This window comes from Pseudooceanicola algae (assembly GCF_003590145.2).
GTDB lineage: Bacteria > Pseudomonadota > Alphaproteobacteria > Rhodobacterales > Rhodobacteraceae > Pseudooceanicola > Pseudooceanicola algae.
Window position 1 is genome coordinate 3,613,234 of record NZ_CP060436.1, and the last position, 16,822, is coordinate 3,630,055.

The following is a 16,822-nucleotide window of genomic DNA, read 5'->3' on the forward strand; positions in this document are numbered from 1 at the left end:
AAATATCCCGGGGAGGCTCCCGCAGGGAGCCGGGGCAGAGCCCCACTTACTCACCCCAAAGGCGTGACGAAATTCACATGACCCATCTTGCGCCCGTCTCGGGTCTCGGCCTTGCCGTAAAGATGCAGCGCCGCATTCGCCTGCGCGGCCAACTCCGGCACCCGGTCCATGTCGTCACCGATCAGATTCTCCATCACCACATCCGCATGGCGCTGACCATCGCCCAGCGGCCAGCCGGCCACGGCGCGGACATGCTGTTCGAACTGATCCACCACGCAGCCATTCTGCGTCCAATGGCCCGAATTATGCACCCTCGGGGCGATCTCGTTCACGATCAGCCCGGCGGGCGTCACGAACAACTCCACCCCCAGAATTCCGACGTATTCGAGCGCATTAAGGATGCGCCCGGCCAATAGCACCGCATCGGTGCGCAGGCTGGCGGGCAGGGCGGCGGGCACCGTCGTCCGGCGCAGGATGCCGTCGCTGTGTTCGTTTTGGCCGGGGTCGAAGCAGGCCACCGCCCCATCCGCGCTCCGCGCCGCAATGACCGAAATCTCGGCGCTGAAGTCCACGAACCCTTCCAGGACCGAGGGGCTTCCCCCCATGTCGGCAATCGCCTGGTCCGCCTCCGCGATATCCTTGATCCGCACCTGTCCCTTGCCGTCATAGCCGAACCGCCGGGTCTTCAGGATCGCCGGGGCGCCGGTCTGGTTCAGCGCCGCCTCCAGCCCGGCAAGGTCATCGACCGCCGCATAAGGCGCGACCCGCAGGCCGAGGCCGGTCAGGAAGTCCTTTTCCGTCATTCGGTCCTGGCTGATCCGCAGCGCCTCGCGGCCGGGGCGGATGGGCACCAGGCTCTCGATCAGGTCCAGCGCCGAGGCCGGCACGTTCTCGAATTCATAGGTCACCACGTCGACGGACCGGGCAAAGGCGCACAGGGCGGCTTCGTCCTCGTACCCGGCGGTAGTCAGCGCATGCGCCATGTCGGCGGCGGGGGGATTGCTGCCGGGTTCATAGACATGGCAGCGCAGCCCCAGACGCCCGGCCGCCACCGCCAGCATCCGGCCAAGCTGACCGCCGCCAAGGATACCGATCACGGAGCCGGGGGGAAGGGGCGCAAGCGAGGTCTCATTCATCGCGCGGCTCCTCTGGGATCGAGGCCGACAGCGCAGCGCGCCAGCCATCCAGCCGCTCGGCCAGGGCGTCGTCCTGCAAGGCCAGAATGCCGGCGGCCATCAGCCCGGCATTGGCGGCCCCGGCACTGCCGATCGCCATGGTTGCCACGGGAAAGCCCTTGGGCATCTGCAGGATGGAATAAAGGCTGTCGACCCCGGAAAGGGCCCGCGTCTGCACCGGGACGCCGATCACCGGCACCCGAGTCTTGGAGGCCATCATGCCAGGCAGATGCGCCGCGCCGCCAGCCCCGGCGATGATCACCTGCAGGCCACGGTCGACTGCCGTCTTGCCATAGGTCCACAACCGATCCGGCGTGCGATGGGCCGAGACGATCCGCGTCTCGTAGGCCACGCCCAATTCGTCCAGAATGCTTGCCGCTTCGCGCATGGTGGGCCAGTCGGACTGGCTGCCCATGATAATGCCAACCTTGATCTCTTGCATCACCGCCCCCGTGGTTCAGGTCAGGAAATAGGGCTTATAATGGATCTGGACGCAAGGGCAATGCAGGCAGGAAAGACATGCGGTACCCGCGTTTTCCTGCCGTTCCGTGAAGGCTGCCTTATGCGCAAGGGGCCGTGAAAAGGGGCTTGTAAACCGGAGCCGCCAGCGCGGCTCAGGCGATGATATCCGGGGTCAGCCGGTCCTCGATCACCGCGATCTTGTCCTTCAGGTGCAGCTTCTTCTTTTTCAGCCGTTGCAGGGTCAGCGGATCCACCAGACCGCGTTCATGCAGCGCCGCGATCGCATCGTCCAGATCGCGGTGTTCATGGCGAAAGACTTCAAGCTCCACGCGGAGCACCTCGTCGGTCTTCATCGACAGTTCGGTCAGGGCATTCATGCGTGATTCGGCCTCGTTGTCCCGGGCCTTCAGGATACCGGCAAAGCCCGAATTTCGCAAAGCTCTTGCACCCCGCCCCGGCTGATCCCATATTTCAAAGGCGGGGGCCTGCCTTGTCAGGGGGCGCCGCGATGACGTCGCTTACGGATCAAGGACGCACGACAAAGATGACCAAACTCAGCATGGGGTCCCACCCCTATCTTCTTGGGTTCGAACAGCTGGAACGCCTGCTTGAACGCAGCGCGAAGACCGGGAACGAGGGCTATCCGCCCTTCAATATCGAACAGACTTCCGAGAACTCCTACCGTATCACGCTGGCCGTGGCCGGCTTTGCCGAAGACAACCTCGCCATCACGCTCGAAGATCGCCAATTGGTGATCCGTGGACGGCAGGGTGAGGACGGCGATGGCCGCATCTTCCTGCACCGTGGTATTGCCGCCCGTCAATTTCAGCGCAGTTTCGTACTGGCAGAAGGTGTCGAGGTCGGCGAAGCCGTCATGGAAAACGGTTTGCTGCATGTCGACCTGAGCCGGGCCGAACCGGAACGCGTCATTCAGCAGATCTCGATCAAGAGAGGATGAATCCCATGGATACCACATATGATTTCGACACGGCCCCGAACCGGGCACAGGACGGGTCCGACCGGATCGTCTATGTCCGTCCCGTGAACACCGCCGACCTGCCCGAAGAGGTCCAGGAAGAGATCGAAAGCGAACTTCCCGGACTGGAACGTCTTTTTGCCGTCCACAACGCCGACGGGGAACGTCTGGCGCTGGTGCGCGACCGTGACATGGCCTTTGTGCTGGCGCGGGAAAACGACCTGGCTCCGGTCACGGTACATTAATCAGCCAATGGCGCCGGTGCCTGCCCGCTGATGGGTGGGGGCCGGTGCGCTAGACCGGTACAGGGACGGTACCCCGCCGGATTGCGCCGGTGGCGTGTATGGAATATTCCCTTTCCGACAGGGCCTCTGGGGCCGCGCAGCGACAGGTCATCCCATGCAGAACCCCGCCATCGCAATTGCCCCTTATGGCACAAGGCTGACCGGGCGCTACGACCGTCAGCCCTGCGATGACCTGATCTGGCCGCTGGGTCAGCCCGACAGGCTGCGGGGTGCGACCCTTGGCGAGATGACCGCCGGGGATCACCTGATCCTTTATCCGCGCAATGAATTCCACCTGCGCCCCTTCCACCGCCTGAGGGCGCAGATTTCGCTGATGGTGCAGGAGCCCCGGGTGATCCACGGCCATCACCGCCGCTGGCTGCGCCTGTCGGCGCGCAAGTTCTTTCGGGTCATCAGCCATGATCGCGGGCTGGTGGACGGGTTGGCCAACGGGATCTTCGTGCCTTTTGGCACCACATGGGTTTCCGATTGGAAAACGCGCGACCTGACCAAGACAGGGATGTCTTCGCTGATCGCCTCGGCCAAACGGTCGCAGGAAGGTCACCGCCTGCGGCATGAGGTGGTCGACTGGGCCGCAGGGCAGGGCATCGACCTGCAGGCCATGGGCGGTGGCTATGCGCCTTTCGATCAGAAGGCAGATGGCCTTGCGCCCTATCGCTATTCCGTGGTGATCGAAAACGCGCGGGAACCGGATTACTTCAGCGAAAAGCTGGTTGATGCCATGCTTTGCCTGACCGTGCCGATCTACTGGGGCTGCCCGAATATCGCCGATTACATCCCGACCGGGGGCATGGTGATCTGCGACGACATCAATGACATCCAGACCGCCCTGCGCGGGATGAGCGTGGCGGATTACGGCGCGCGCCTTCCTGCCCTGATGGCGGCCCGCCCGGAGGTTGCGCGCTGGACGGACCTTGAATTGCGCACTGCCGAGGCCCTGCGCGACAGCCTCTGATCGCAAATCACCGGCCGGGGCGCAGGGGCGGGGGGCCTACGCCGGGACCGACCCCTTGGCCGCACCGGGTAGCTTGCTGCTTTGCCAGACCCCGTAGTTTTCCTGCAGGTAACGCGCGCAGGCGGCATTGGCCTGCTGGCGGTCATAGCCTTCGATGACCTGCAGATAGAGCGCATCTGCATGGGCCTCGTCCTGCTCGGCCGGCACATGGCCTATGCGGTTCATCCAGACGCCAACATTGTTGGCCTCCAGCATCCCCGACAGCCAGATATCATCCACGGACCAAAGCTTGGCCGGAACGTCGAACACCCGATCGTCGAAGGAATCGGGGCGCACCAGGACGCCGCCACAGCCTTCTGCGATATCGACATAGCCCTCGCTGCCAAAGATCCGGGTGCGCGGCGGCTTGGGAAGCTTCTTGCCCGTGCGAAGTTGGCGCAGCTGCTGGCGGATGCGGTTCCAGCGATAGGTGCTGTCCCAGAGGCTGCGCAGCGGGACGCCGCGCGGGGTGCGGGCTTCGTCGTGCGGGATGCCGATCTTGTTCAGATGCCAGCCAGAGTTGACGATGCAATCCCCGGGGCGTTCATTCGACTTGGCGATCAGGCCGCCGATCCAGTCGGGATGGGCGATCCGGTCGTCGTCGCAATAGATGATGCGCACGCCGGGCCGGTCGCGGTAATCGGTCAGGGTCGGCAGGATCTTGGTGGCGGGGCCGTAATCTTCGTCCCCGACACTGATGGTCACGCCGTCCGGCAGATCAGGGCGATAGAATTCGTGTTCGGGAAAGCGCCGATAGGTCCGGGGGATGTTCACCCGGACCACATCGATCTTGTGGCGCTGGTTCAAAATCGAACGCAGCGTGTCACCCAGCATGTTGAACCGGGGCGGAATGGTCGAGAGCGAGACTACAATCATGCGTGATATGTGCATGATCCTTTGAATCGCCTCAAGCCGGAAAGAGCCCGCCCCGGCATTTATCAGCCCTTGATCAGACCCATGCTTTCCAGCTTGAGGATGACCTGGTGGGCGCAATTGTCGACATCTGCGCCTTCGGTGTCGATCGACAGCTCGGGATTGGCGGGGACGTCATAGGGGTCCGAGATCCCGGTGAACTCCTTGATCTTGCCTTCGCGCGCCAGCTTGTAGAGACCCTTGCGGTCGCGGCGTTCGCATTCCTCGATCGAGGTGGCGACATGGACTTCGACGAAGGCGCCATAGTTTTCGACCGCCTCACGCACCTTGCGCCGGGTGACCGCGTAGGGCGCGATCGGGGCACAGATGGCGATACCGCCGTTCTTGGTGATCTCGGAGGCCACGTAGCCGATGCGCAGGATGTTCAGATCGCGGTGTTCCTTGCTGAAGCCCAGCTCCGAGCTGAGGTTCTTGCGCACGATGTCGCCATCCAGCAGCGTCACCGGACGGCCGCCCATTTCCATCAGCTTGACCATCATTGCATTGGCGATGGTCGATTTTCCCGAGCCCGAGAAACCGGTCAGGAAAACGGTAAAGCCCTGCTGAGCGCGCGGCGGCTTGGTTTTGCGCAGTTCCGAAACAACCTCGGGGAAGGAGAACCATTCCGGGATCTCCAGGCCCTCGGACAGACGGCGGCGCAATTCGGTCCCGGAGATGTTCAGGATGGTGACGTTGTCGCGATCCTCGATCTCGTCAAAGGGCTCGTACTGGGCGCGTTCCTGGACGTAGACCATGTGTTTGAAGGGGACCATGGTGATGCCCATTTCCTCTTCATGCTGCCGGAACAGGTCCTGCGCGTCATAGGGGCCGTAGAAATCTTCGCCCTGGCTGTTGGAGCCGGGGCCGGCATGGTCGCGGCCGACGATGAAATGCGTCACGCCATAGTTCTTGCGGATCTGGCCGTGCCAGACGGCTTCGCGCGGGCCGGCCATGCGCATCGCCAGCGGCAGCAGGGACATCGAGGTGGTCGAGGTCGGGTACTTGTCCAGCACCGCTTCGTAGCAGCGCACGCGGGTGAAATGATCGACATCGCCGGGCTTGGTCATGCCGACGACCGGGTGGATGAGCAGGTTGGCCTGGGCTTCGCGGGCGGCGCGGAACGTAAGTTCCTGATGCGCGCGGTGCAGCGGGTTGCGGGTCTGGAAGGCCACGACCTTGCGCCAGCCCATCTTGCGGAAATAGGCGCGCAGTTCGTTGGGCGTGTCGCGGCGGGCGCGGAAATCGTAGTGCATCGGCGGCTGGATGCCGGTGATCGGGCCGCCAAGGTAGACCGCGCCGGCGGTGTTGTGCAGGTAATGCACGGCCGGGTGGGCCTGATCATCGGCGCCAAAGACCTTTTCGGCCTCGTTCGTCTTGTTCGGGGTCCAGTTGTCGGTGACCGTCATGGTCGCCAGGATGACGCCTTCCTGATCGCGCAGGGCGATGTCCTGCCCGGGTTCCAGCTTGGCGGCGAAATCTTCGGAGACGTCCAGCGTGATGGGCATCACCCAGAGCTTGCCGTCGGCCAGGCGCATGTTTTCGACGACGCCGTCGTAATCTTCTTCGCTCAGAAAGCCCTTCAGCGGGCTGAAGCCGCCGTTCATCAGCAGTTCAAGATCGCAGATCTGGCGCGGGGTCAGGTCCCAGCTGACCAGGTCGGCCGCCTCGACCTTGAGTTTCTGGGCGGAATCCGAGGAAACATAAAGTTCCGGGATGGGGGCAAGGTTGTTCTGCATGAAGGTCGTCCTGTCGCTTAAAGGGGTTAGGCCGGGGCGAGTGCCGGTCAGCTCGGCATGGAGCATCTGATATTCTAGGAATTTCGCGGCCAGGAACCGGTCCGTCAGTCGGAGCTTCTCGGCCGCGCCGCGCGCGGTCAGCGCATAGGCAAAGCGCTGACGTCTGTCGGGCCCCGCGCGTTCGCTGATCTTTATGAACCCGGCTTCGACAGCCAACCTGAGCTGCGCGTTCAGCCGCCCCAAAGACACGCCGATGGCCGATGCGATGGTGCGCTGCGACGCGTCCGGTGCCATGTCGAGATGGCGCAGGAGGCGGAAGAGCTGACCTTCCTCATCGGTAATCAAAGATGTCTTCGGGTTTGACAAGACGTACATCCAAGTGTGTTCACCCGTGAACGCATTGCATATCGACGTAAGTCTGCAAAGAGGTTTCTGTCAACCCACGCCCATTTTATCTATTTTCAGGAAAGAATGCGGCCCGACCGGGGCCTCAGCGACCCCACCAACAGGGGGCTGGGGGCTGCCGGCCCGGGTCGGGCCGGCAGAAACGGATCAGGCCGCGCCTTCGTCTTCCGGGGCACCATGACCCAGGGGCAGGGTTTCGTCCTTGCCCTCGTCAAGGCCCGCTTCGGCGAGAAAGCGTTCGGCATCCAGTGCGGCCATGCAGCCCATGCCGGCCGAGGTCACGGCCTGACGGTACTTGTGGTCGGTCAGGTCGCCGGCGGCAAAGACACCGGGCACCGAGGTTTCGGTTGAGCCGGGGTTCACCTTGACGTAGCCGCCGTGGTGCAGATCCAGCTGGTCCTTGACCAGCTCAGAGGCCGGGGCATGGCCGATGGCGACGAAGACGCCCTTGGCCGGGATCTCGGATTCCGCGCCGGAGCGCACATCGCGCACCTTGATGCCCGTCACGCCTTTGGGCGTGTCCTCGCCGACCACTTCGACCAGCTCATGGAACCAGAGCGTTTCGATCTTAGGGTTCTTGTGCATCCGGTCCTGCAGGATCTTCTCGGCCCGCAATTCGTCGCGGCGGTGGATCAGCGTGACCTTGGAGGCGAAATTGGTCAGGAACAGTGCCTCTTCGACGGCCGTGTTGCCACCGCCGATCACCACGATCTCCTGGCCGCGGTAGAAGAAGCCGTCGCAGGTGGCGCAGGCCGAAACGCCGAAGCCCTTGAAGGCCTCTTCGCTGTCCAGCCCCAGCCACTTGGCGCGCGCGCCCGTGGCCAGGATCACCGCGTCGGCCACATATTCGGTGCCGCTGTCGCCGCGGGCCACGAAGGGCCGCTTGGACAGGTCGAGATCGGTGATGATGTCGCCGATGATCTCGGTCCCCATCGCCTTTGCGTGGGCTTCCATGTTCACCATCAGCTCAGGCCCCTGGATCTCGGTCGCGCCGGGCCAGTTCTCGACTTCGGTGGTGGTGGTCAGCTGGCCACCGGGTTCGATCCCCTGCACCAGGATCGGTTCCAGCATGGCGCGGCTGGCATAGACCCCTGCCGTGTAACCGGCGGGCCCGGATCCGATGATCAGTACCTTGGTCTTGCGCTGTACGCCCATGTCTCGTTCCTTGTTTTGCAGCTTTGCCTACTTAAGCCTGCGGGTCTCTCGGCGCAAGGAAGCGGCGCGCGCGGAATTACGCGCCGGATTTCGCCGCGCCGGTAACAGAATCTTGCCGAAATGGGAAACATTATTGCGCCGCAACTGGGTGCTGCTATAAGAAACGCAATTCTGGAGAGAGATAAGAATGCCTGCTGGTACGCGACTGGACCCCATTGACCGCAAGATTCTGGCCGAGCTTCAGGCGGATGGTCGCATGACCAATGTCGAGCTGGCAAAACGCGTGGGCATTTCCGCGCCGCCTTGCCTGCGCCGGGTCCGCACCCTGGAAGAAGCCGGGTATATCCGTGGCTATCACGCCGAGGTCGACGCCCGCGAACTGGGCTTCGAAGTTCAGGTCTTTGCCATGGTCGGTCTGGTCAGCCAGGCGGAATGCGACCTTGTCGCCTTCGAGGAAAAGTGCCGGACATGGCCGCTGGTCCGCGAATGCCACATGTTGAACGGAGAGGTGGATTTCATCCTGAAATGCGTCGCCCCCGATCTGTCGACCTTCCAGAGCTTTCTGACCGGACAACTGACCTCGGCCGAGAATGTCGCCAGCGTGAAGACTTCCCTCGTCATTCGCGGTGCCAAGGATGAACCCGGCGTGCCCTTCGAGATCCTCGAAGCCCGGCTGGCCCGCAACGCCTGATCGCGTCAGGCCAGCGCCTGAACGCAGGGCTTAAAGCCGGATCACCGAAATCAGGCGGCCGTAGTCCGCTTCGCCTTCATGGGTCGCGCGGCGGTAGGAAAAATACCGCGCCGGGTCGGAATAGGTGCATTGCCCGATCCAGTCGGCGCTGCCGATCCCGGCGGCGCGCAACCGCGCCAGACCATAGCTTGGCAGATCGAACTGATAACGGTCGCCTTCGCCATTGGCGAAAAAGCGGCTGTTGTCAGGATCGTCGTCCAGAAAGTCTTCGAGGAAATCGGGGCCGACCTCATAAGCGCGCTGGCTGATGGTCGGGCCGATCACCGCGCGGATGTCGCCGCGCTGCGCGCCCAGTTGTTCCATCGCCTCGATCGTGGCCTCAAGAACACCGTCGCGGGCCCCACGCCAGCCCGCATGGGCGGCACCGATGACCTGCGCCTGGGGATCGGCAAACAGCACCGGCTGGCAATCGGCCGTCAGCACCGACAGGGCGATGCCGGGGGTGGCAGTGGCCAGCCCGTCGGCCTCGGGGATCTGGTCCAGTGGGCCGCTGGCGGTGACGGCGCGGGCCGAATGCACCTGACGCAGCTGCACCATCTCGGCCGGGGCGACCTGCATTGCATCGGCGACGCGTGCGCGGTTGATCGACACGATTTCGCTTTGATCCGAAGACCCCGCACCGCAGTTCAACCCGGTGAAGATCCCCGAGGAGGCGCCGCCGCGGCGGGTGAAGAACCCGTGCCGGATCGCGCCGAGCGTCGGGTGGGTGAGGATTTCCAATGTCATAAAGGCTTTGTCGTCGGTATGGGGTCCAGGCCGGGTGGCGGTTGCTGACCTTCCGGATAAAGGGCCAGCGCCTTGAAGAGCGTCCCCATTTCTTGCGGGTGGGTCAAGCGGCGATGTGCGGCGATGTGATCTGAAAGCGCCGCATCGCTCAGGCCGGCGGACAGCGCCTGCGCCCGCGGCGTGATGCCGAGACGCTCCAGAAAGACGCCTTGGGTGGTCAGCAGCGAATGGCAGGCAGGGGCGGCGGCGCGGGCGATTTCCTCGAAATCGACATGTGCGGTCAGATCGGCGGCACCGGGGCTTTCGTATGGGTCGGCATAGGCGTGGCCCTGCAAGGCCTGCAGGGTATCGCCCTGACTGCGCCAATCGCCGTAGTCCAGGATCAGTGCCGCGCCGCCCTGCTCTGCGATCCGTGTCCCGATGGTCGCGGCGATGGCGCTGGCGGCGGGGCAAAGCTCTACCAGGTCGCCGTCCCTGGTGTCCTCAAGACGGTGCGCCAGCGCCGGTTCCGGTGCCGCCCCGGCCTGCGCAGGGTGCAACCGGCCATCGGTGGCGGTGATGCGACGTTCGCTCCAGCCCTCGCCATCGCGCAGGAACTGGCGGATCGGCAGGGCATCGAAGAATTCATTGGCCACAAGGAACAGCGGCGCGCCCTCGGGCAACGCGGCGGCGTTGTCGAGCCAGGTCGGGTCGTAGGCCTCCAGTCGCGCCTGCTGTTCGGCCCTCAGTGGGGGCGAGGCTTCGACCAGCACGAGGTCGGCGGCGGCGTGAAAGCCGGGCACGCCCCTGGTCGCGCGCATCAGGTCGGCCATCAGCGTGCCGCGACCCGGCCCAAGCTCGGCCAGGGTAAACCGGGCCGGGGCGCCTTGATCCAGCCAGCTTTGCGCAAGGGACAGGCCGACCAGTTCACCGAACATCTGTGAAATCTCGGGGGCGGTGGTGAAATCCCCGGCCTGACCCAGCGGGTCGCGGGTGGTGTAATAGCCAAGCTGCGGGTGCAGCAGGCAGGTCGCCATGTAATCGTTGACCTTCAGTGGCCCGTCCTGGGCGATCCGGGTCAGCAGGTGATCCAGAAGCGTGGTCATGCCGGGGGGCGGCCTGCCTTGCGCAGGGACCACAGGACGAAGGCCAGGCCAAGGACCACCATCGGCAGCGACAGGATTTGACCCATGGTCAGGCCCATGGCCTCGGTGAACCGGATCACATGGCCATGCGGATTGCCGGGGGTGATGAACTGCTGATCGGCAAGGCGGAACATCTCGACCAGCATCCGGGCCAGGCCATAGCCGATGATGAAGATCCCGGTCAGCCGTCCGGGGTATTTCAGGGTCCGGGTGCCAAAGGTCAGCGCGATCAGGATCAGCCCCAGCAGCAGCCCTTCCAACCCGGCTTCGTACAATTGCGACGGATGGCGCGCGCAGGCGCCGATCACGCCGGGGCAGCTTTGCGCCGCCGGGCCGGGAAAGACCACGCCCCAGGGCATGTCGGTGGGGCGGCCCCACAGCTCGGCGTTGATGAAATTGGCAATGCGGCCCAGCAACAGGCCCGGTGGCGTCGCCAGGGCCAGCATATCGGCCGCCGACAGGACCGGGATGCGGGCGCGGGCGCAGAAGATCAGCGTGGCCACCGCGACGCCCAGAAGCCCGCCGTGGAAGGACATGCCGCCCTGCCAGATCGCCGGGATCTCGGCCGGATTGGCGAAGTAATAGGCAGGCTGGTAGAACAGCACGAAGCCGAGCCGCCCGCCGATCACCACCCCGAGGATCAGCCAGGTGATGAAATCGCCAAGCTGGGTCTCCGACATCGGCGGCCGATCCGCCGGCCACAGGCGGATGCGCCGCAGGGCGGCCCGGGCCAGCAACCAGCCAAGGAAGATCCCCGTCAGATAGGCCAGCGCATACCAGCGCAGGGCAAAGGACAGGCCAAAGACCTGAAGGGTGAAAATCTCGGGCGAGATATCGGGGAAGGGGATCACAGCCTGCATTACGGGTATCTGCCCGCGCGCCCGATCCAGAGTCAAGCGAGCCTTGGGCCGCCTGTCCCTGCGGCAGGGGGCTGCGACGGGCGTGCGGGGGCAGGGCGCGCCCACCTCGGGGGTTGAGCCTGCGCGCCCGGAGGCCCATATAGAAGGTCAGTGCAACATCAGGCGCGAGGCCGAAATGCAGACCCGTTCCAAGTTTTTCGACGACATGTCGCAGCTTATGACCAATGCCATGGGCGTCGCCCAGGGCGCCAAGGGCGAGGCCGAGACGGCCTTCAATTCCATGATCGACCGCTGGCTGGCCGAGCGTGACCTTGTCACCCGCGAGGAATTCGACGCGGTAAAGCTCATGGCGCAGAAGGCGCGTGAGGAAAATACCGAGCTGAAGGCGCGGCTTGACGCGCTGGAAGCCGCCGCGAAGTAAGACCGCGGTCAGAACCGCTTGGCGCCCGGGCACCCCGGCGCCCTGCGGTGCCTGCCGTCAGCAGCCGTTTTCGGTCTTGATCGTGACCGGCCCCTGCCGCCCGGCTGGGAACTTGCTGAGAACCGCGCCGATCATCGGCGCGGCCAGCGGCGCAAAGCTGCTGCATCCCCCCCGGTACACCCCGCGGCCTTCAAAGACCTGCTTTCCGCTGCGGCTGTCGGTCATCGAAATCGTGACCTCGGCTGTATAGATCGTGTCGATGCGGGTGCGGTAATCATAGCCGATTGTGCCCCAGACCGGCACCCGTTCGGCGATCTGACCGCCATTCGGCCCCGGCCGGTTCACGACCTGATAGCCGATGATGCCCCGTTCCGGCACCATGTATTGGCTGGTTACGGTCTGCCCGTCGTCGATCCGGTAGCCAAAGCGTGTCACCAACCGCGCACCGGATCGCGCGGCCACCGGCGTCACCCCCTTGCCCAGAAGCACCCCAGCCAAAACCTCCGCCCCCTGCTGCCAGCCAAGGGACCCGGCGTCCATTCCGGGACCGGGCACCACATGGGCATTGGTGGGCGTCAGGTCGGCGGGGATCGCCGACAGGGCGTCGACTTCGGTCGTTACGCTGGTGCAGGCCGCAAGGCCGAGCGACAGGGCCAGCGCCAGGCCAAGGGTCAGGCGGGCGGCGAAGATACGCGAAAGCATGATCAGGGGCCTTTCGTCGGGAACCGGTCAGGTCAGCTTACGCCTGCGGTTGTATCCGCGAAAGGGGGATTGCCGGCAACGCGGCGAAGGCCGGCTTCGCGCCCCTATGCACACGAAAAACCCCGCCGCGTGCAGGGACGCGGCGGGGGAAATGTTCGGGCGGGCAGGGGGGATTACAGGACCGCTTCAAGCACCGGCTTCAGGTTCCCGGCCGTCAGGGTCACCGGGTTGCCACCGCAGGAGGGATCCTCCAGCGCCATGGCGACGATATCGTCTGCCCGGTCCCCGGCAACGCCCAGAACCGACAGCTTGCGCGGAATGCCCATCTGGTCGTTGAAGGCCTGCACGAAGGTGCAGAACCCGTCGAACCCGCCCTCGATGCCCAGATAGGGCGCGGCATTGTCGAACCGCTCGCGGATGGCATCGGCGTTCAGCTTCAGCACTTCGGGCATGAAGACCGCGTTGGTGGTGCCGTGGTGGGTGTTGTAGACGGCGCCGATGGGGTGGCTGAGCGCGTGGATTGCACCAAGCCCTTTCTGGAAGGCCGTGGCCCCCATCATCGCGGCAGACATCATGTGGGCGCGGGCCTCGATGTCGGTGCCGTCTTCATAGGCCAGCGGCAGGTTTTCGATTACCAGGCGCATGCCTTCCAGCGCGATGCCCTGGGACATCGGGTGGTAGTGGGGGCTGGAAAACGCCTCGACGCAATGGGCAAAGGCATCAAGGCCGGTGCCGGCGGTGATGAACTTGGGCATGCCCACCGTCAGCTCGGGGTCGCAGATCACGACGGCGGGCAGGACCTTGGGGTGGAAGATGATCTTCTTCACATGGGTTTCGGAATTGGTGATGACGCTGGCGCGGCCCACTTCCGATCCGGTCCCGGCGGTGGTCGGCACGGCAACGATGGGCGCGATGCCCTCGGGGTCGGCCCGCGTCCACCAGTCGCCGATATCCTCGTAATCCCAGATCGGGCGGGTCTGCCCGGACATGAAGGCAATCATCTTCGCCAGGTCGAGACCCGAGCCGCCGCCAAAGGCGATGACGCCGTCATGGCCGCCCTCGTGATAGGCCTTCAGGCCTTCGTCGAGGTTCTTTTCCGTCGGGTTGGCATCCACGCCCGAGAACATCGCGCGCCCCAGCCCGCCCGCGACCATCAGGTCGAGCGTCTTCTGGGTGATGTCCATCGAGGCCAGCCCCCGGTCGGTGACCAGCAGGGGCTTGCGGATATTGGCGGCGCCGCAGGCTTCGGCGATTTCCGCGATACGGCCAGCGCCGAAGCGGATGGCGGTCGGGTAGGACCAGTTTCCGGTGAGGGTCATGAAGGTTTCCTCAGGATTTGCGATAATGATGCGATTTGGGACGGGTCAGTGCCTGGAAGCCAAGCGCCGACAGGCCGGCGCCATGGCCGGTATCCTTGCACCCGGTCCAGCACAGCGCCGGGTCGAGATAGTCACAGCGGTTCATGAAGACGGTGCCGGTCTGAAGCTGCGGCGCGATCACCTCCATCGCCGCGGCGTCGGTGGTGAAAACGGCGGCCGTCAGCCCGTATTGGCAGTCGTTCATCAGCGCGATGGCCTCTTCGTCGCCCGAGACCGGCATGATGCCGACCACGGGGCCAAAGCTTTCTTCCGTCATGACCTCCATGTCATGGGTCACGCCGGTCAGGATCTGCGGCGTCAGGTAGGCCCCGCCATCGTCGGCCGGCATGGGCGCGATATGGGCGGTGGCGCCAGCGGCGACCGCGGCGTCGATCTGGGCGCGCACGGTTGCGGCAAAGCGCACGTTGGCCATCGGACCAAGCGTGGTTTCGGTGTCCAGCGGATTGCCCAGCTTCTGGGCATTGACCCAGGCCACGGCCTTTTCCACGAAGGCCTCGTAAAGGCTTTCGTGGACATAGATCCGTTCCATTCCGCAGCAGCACTGCCCGGCGTTGAACATCGCGCCGTCCATCAGTCCGTCGACGGCCGCGTCGAGGTCGGCGTCGGCCCGGACATAGCCCGGATCCTTGCCGCCAAGCTCGGTCGAGACGGGGGTGAAGGTGCCCGCCGCGGCGTGCTCCATCGCCTTGCCGCCCCCGACCGAGCCGGTGAAGTTCACGAAATCGAAGGCCCGCGCCGCGATCAGCGCCGAGGTGGTGTCATGGCTCAGCACGACGTTCTGGAAGACCTCCGAAGGCACCCCTGCGGCGGCAAAGGCCTCGGCCAGGTGTTCGCCCACCTTGAGGGTCTGGGTGGCGTGTTTCAGCACCACCGTGTTGCCCGCGATCAAAGCTGGCGCGATGGTGTTGATCGCCGTCATGTAGGGATAGTTCCAGGGCGCCACGACCAGCACGACGCCATGGGCCTCGCGGGTGATCTTGCGCGTGAAGGCGGCGCTGTCTTCGATCACGGTCGGGGCCAGGGCGGCCTCGGCGATATCGGCCATGTAAAGCGCGCGTTCCTCGAAGCCGCCGAATTCGCCGCCGTAGCGGACGGGGCGGCCCATCTGGTGGGCCAGTTCGGTGGTCATGCGGTCCTGCTGTTCGCCGATGATGGCGACGGCCTTGCGGACCATGGCGATCCGGTCGGCCATGGGGCGGGCAGCCCATGCGGGCTGCGCCGCTCGGGCGGCCTCGACGGCCGCTTGCGCGGCCCCCTGGTCCAGGGGGGAGCGCTCCAGGTAGACGGATCCGTCCACGGGCGAGATCAGTTTCACGGTTTCAGTCATGTTCAGGCTCTTTCGAATCCGCGTTGCATTTCCCAGTCGGTGACCACGGCATCGAAAGCTTCCTGCTCCCAGTCCGCGGCATGGGTGTAGTGGTTGATCACCCCGTCACCGAAGGCTTCGCGCAGCATCGCCGACCCGGCAAGGGTCTCGCGCGCGGCGCGCAGGGTGGCGGGGATCTCCGCCACGGCTGCATTGTCATAGACATCGCCGGTGATCGGCGCGGCCAGTTCCAGCCCCTCTTCCATGCCTTTCAGGCCGGCGGCCAGTTGCACGGCCATCCCGAGGTAGGGGTTCATGTCCGACCCGCCGATACGGCATTCCATGCGCACCGACTTGCTGCCGGCTCCGCAGAGGCGGAAGCCCGCGGTGCGGTTGTCGACCGACCAGACGGCCTTGGTCGGGGCAAAGCTGCCCTTCTGGAACCGCTTGTAGGAATTGATGTTGGGGGCCAGGAAATAGGTGTAGTCCGGCGCGTACTTGATGATACCGGCGCAGTAGCTTTTCATCATCGCCGACATGCCGAGCGCATCATCGGGGTCGCGGAAGGCATTGTCGCCATCCTTCCACATCGACTGGTGGATATGGGTCGAATTACCCACCTTGTCGCGGTGCCATTTGGGCAGGAAGCTGGCCGCATGGCCCTTCATCAGCGCCACGTCCTTGACGCAATGCTTGGCGATCGTGTGGAAATCGGCGCAGTCCAGCGCGGCGGCATACTTGATGTTCAGCTCTTCCTGACCGACCTCGGCTTCGCCCTTGGTGTTCTCGACCGGGATGCCGGCGGCATAAAGTGCATTGCGCACCGGGCGCAGCACCACCTCGTCGCGCAGGGTCAGCTGGATCGAGTAATCCTCGTTGTAGGGCGATACCGTGGTCAGGTCGCGATACCCCGAGGCGCGGATCTCGTCATAGCTGCGGGCGAACAGGTTGAATTCCAGCTCTGTCGCCATCATCGGGGTAAAGCCCAGGGCCTCCATCCGCGCGATCTGACTTTTCAGCATGGCGCGCGGGGAATGGGGCACCGGGGCGTGGTGATGGTGGTCCAGCACGTCGCAAAGCACCAGCGCGGTGGCCTCCAGCCAGGGGGCGGGGCGCAGGGTCGCAAGGTCCGGCTTCATGATGTAATCGCCGTAGCCGCCCGCCCAGGAGGTCGCGGCATAGCCTTCGACCGTGTACATCTCCAGGTCCGTGGCCAGCAGGTAATTGCAGCAATGGCTTTCTTCCCAGGCGCTGTCGACGAAATGCGCCGCGTGGAACCGTTTGCCCATCAGGCGGCCCTGCATGTCGATGATGCAGGCCAGGACGGTGTCCACCTCGCCCTTGGAAACCTGTTCTTTCAGCGCGTCGAATGTCAGTGCGGCCATTGTCGCTTGTCCTTTCGTGCGGGGTCAGTCGTCGGCCCCTGTTCCGCT

Annotated in this window: 18 protein-coding genes; 5 read left to right on the top strand and 13 right to left on the bottom strand. The window is 64.7% G+C overall.

Features of this window, described 5'->3' with window-relative positions:
- Nucleotides 1-50: 50 nt before the first annotated feature.
- From PSAL_RS16985 to PSAL_RS16995, 3 genes are all read right to left on the bottom strand, one after another.
- On the bottom strand, nt 51-1,136 hold the full coding sequence (locus PSAL_RS16985) for a 5-(carboxyamino)imidazole ribonucleotide synthase (protein WP_119838744.1): 1,086 nt from the start codon (nt 1,134-1,136) through the stop codon (nt 51-53).
- Nucleotides 1,129-1,617 (bottom strand): 5-(carboxyamino)imidazole ribonucleotide mutase, encoded by a 489-nt coding sequence (purE, locus tag PSAL_RS16990; protein ID WP_119838745.1) that lies wholly within the window; start codon nt 1,615-1,617, stop codon nt 1,129-1,131. Before purE ends, PSAL_RS16985 begins: the two co-directional genes overlap by 8 nt.
- Before the next feature lie 172 nt (nt 1,618-1,789).
- A complete protein-coding gene (locus PSAL_RS16995) occupies nt 1,790-2,014 on the bottom strand; it encodes a YdcH family protein (RefSeq protein ID WP_119838773.1) in 225 nt (74 codons plus the stop codon).
- Between the two features lie 167 nt (nt 2,015-2,181).
- On the opposite strand from PSAL_RS16995, the gene PSAL_RS17000 reads away from it, so the two are divergent.
- From PSAL_RS17000 to PSAL_RS17010, 3 genes are all read left to right on the top strand, one after another.
- Nucleotides 2,182-2,595 carry an Hsp20 family protein gene (locus PSAL_RS17000; protein ID WP_119838746.1) on the top strand — a complete coding sequence of 138 codons (414 nt, stop codon included), beginning with the start codon at nt 2,182-2,184 and terminating at the stop codon, nt 2,593-2,595.
- 5 nt (nt 2,596-2,600) lie between these two features.
- On the top strand, nt 2,601-2,858 hold the full coding sequence (locus PSAL_RS17005; RefSeq protein WP_119838747.1) for a DUF1150 family protein: 258 nt from the start codon (nt 2,601-2,603) through the stop codon (nt 2,856-2,858).
- Between the two features lie 154 nt (nt 2,859-3,012).
- On the top strand, nt 3,013-3,873 hold the full coding sequence (locus tag PSAL_RS17010) for a glycosyltransferase family 10 domain-containing protein (RefSeq protein ID WP_119838748.1): 861 nt from the start codon (nt 3,013-3,015) through the stop codon (nt 3,871-3,873).
- Nucleotides 3,874-3,909: 36 nt separating this feature from the next.
- Here the strand turns inward: PSAL_RS17010 and PSAL_RS17015 are convergent, their stop codons facing one another.
- From PSAL_RS17015 to trxB, 3 genes are all read right to left on the bottom strand, one after another.
- A complete protein-coding gene (locus PSAL_RS17015; protein WP_119838749.1) occupies nt 3,910-4,788 on the bottom strand; it encodes a glycosyltransferase family 2 protein in 879 nt (292 codons plus the stop codon).
- 62 nt (nt 4,789-4,850) lie between these two features.
- Entirely contained in the window at nt 4,851-6,935 is a 2,085-nt protein-coding gene (locus tag PSAL_RS17020) for a bifunctional sulfate adenylyltransferase/adenylylsulfate kinase (protein WP_119838750.1), read from the bottom strand.
- 177 nt (nt 6,936-7,112) lie between these two features.
- Nucleotides 7,113-8,120, bottom strand: a complete 1,008-nt coding sequence (gene trxB, locus PSAL_RS17025) for a thioredoxin-disulfide reductase (RefSeq protein WP_119838751.1) — start codon at nt 8,118-8,120, stop codon at nt 7,113-7,115.
- A 187-nt stretch (nt 8,121-8,307) separates the two neighbouring features.
- On the opposite strand from trxB, the gene PSAL_RS17030 reads away from it, so the two are divergent.
- Nucleotides 8,308-8,811: an Lrp/AsnC family transcriptional regulator gene (locus tag PSAL_RS17030; RefSeq protein ID WP_119838752.1), complete on the top strand. Its 504-nt coding sequence runs from the start codon at nt 8,308-8,310 to the stop codon at nt 8,809-8,811.
- Nucleotides 8,812-8,841: 30 nt separating this feature from the next.
- Here the strand turns inward: PSAL_RS17030 and pgeF are convergent, their stop codons facing one another.
- Genes pgeF through lgt form a run of 3 tightly spaced genes read right to left on the bottom strand, consistent with a single transcriptional unit; the run spans nt 8,842 to nt 11,581 of the window.
- Nucleotides 8,842-9,597, bottom strand: a complete 756-nt coding sequence (gene pgeF / locus PSAL_RS17035) for a peptidoglycan editing factor PgeF (RefSeq protein ID WP_119838753.1) — start codon at nt 9,595-9,597, stop codon at nt 8,842-8,844.
- A complete protein-coding gene (locus tag PSAL_RS17040) occupies nt 9,594-10,682 on the bottom strand; it encodes a class I SAM-dependent methyltransferase (protein ID WP_119838754.1) in 1,089 nt (362 codons plus the stop codon). Before PSAL_RS17040 ends, pgeF begins: the two co-directional genes overlap by 4 nt.
- Entirely contained in the window at nt 10,679-11,581 is a 903-nt protein-coding gene (gene lgt, locus PSAL_RS17045; RefSeq protein ID WP_119838755.1) for a prolipoprotein diacylglyceryl transferase, read from the bottom strand. Before lgt ends, PSAL_RS17040 begins: the two co-directional genes overlap by 4 nt.
- A 175-nt stretch (nt 11,582-11,756) precedes the next feature.
- Between lgt and PSAL_RS17050 the strand changes: the two genes are divergently transcribed.
- Entirely contained in the window at nt 11,757-12,002 is a 246-nt protein-coding gene (locus PSAL_RS17050; RefSeq protein WP_119838774.1) for an accessory factor UbiK family protein, read from the top strand.
- 57 nt (nt 12,003-12,059) lie between these two features.
- Here PSAL_RS17050 and PSAL_RS17055 read toward each other — a convergent pair whose 3' ends face one another.
- From PSAL_RS17055 to PSAL_RS17070, 4 genes are all read right to left on the bottom strand, one after another.
- A complete protein-coding gene (locus PSAL_RS17055) occupies nt 12,060-12,704 on the bottom strand; it encodes a DUF4136 domain-containing protein (protein WP_119838756.1) in 645 nt (214 codons plus the stop codon).
- A gap of 173 nt (nt 12,705-12,877) precedes the next feature.
- Complete coding sequence (locus PSAL_RS17060; RefSeq protein WP_119838757.1) at nt 12,878-14,023, bottom strand: iron-containing alcohol dehydrogenase; 1,146 nt, start codon at nt 14,021-14,023, stop codon at nt 12,878-12,880.
- Between the two features lie 10 nt (nt 14,024-14,033).
- Nucleotides 14,034-15,410: an aldehyde dehydrogenase family protein gene (locus PSAL_RS17065; protein ID WP_119838758.1), complete on the bottom strand. Its 1,377-nt coding sequence runs from the start codon at nt 15,408-15,410 to the stop codon at nt 14,034-14,036.
- Between the two features lie 2 nt (nt 15,411-15,412).
- A complete protein-coding gene (locus PSAL_RS17070) occupies nt 15,413-16,774 on the bottom strand; it encodes a glutamine synthetase family protein (RefSeq protein WP_119838759.1) in 1,362 nt (453 codons plus the stop codon).
- Nucleotides 16,775-16,822: the final 48 nt, after the last annotated feature.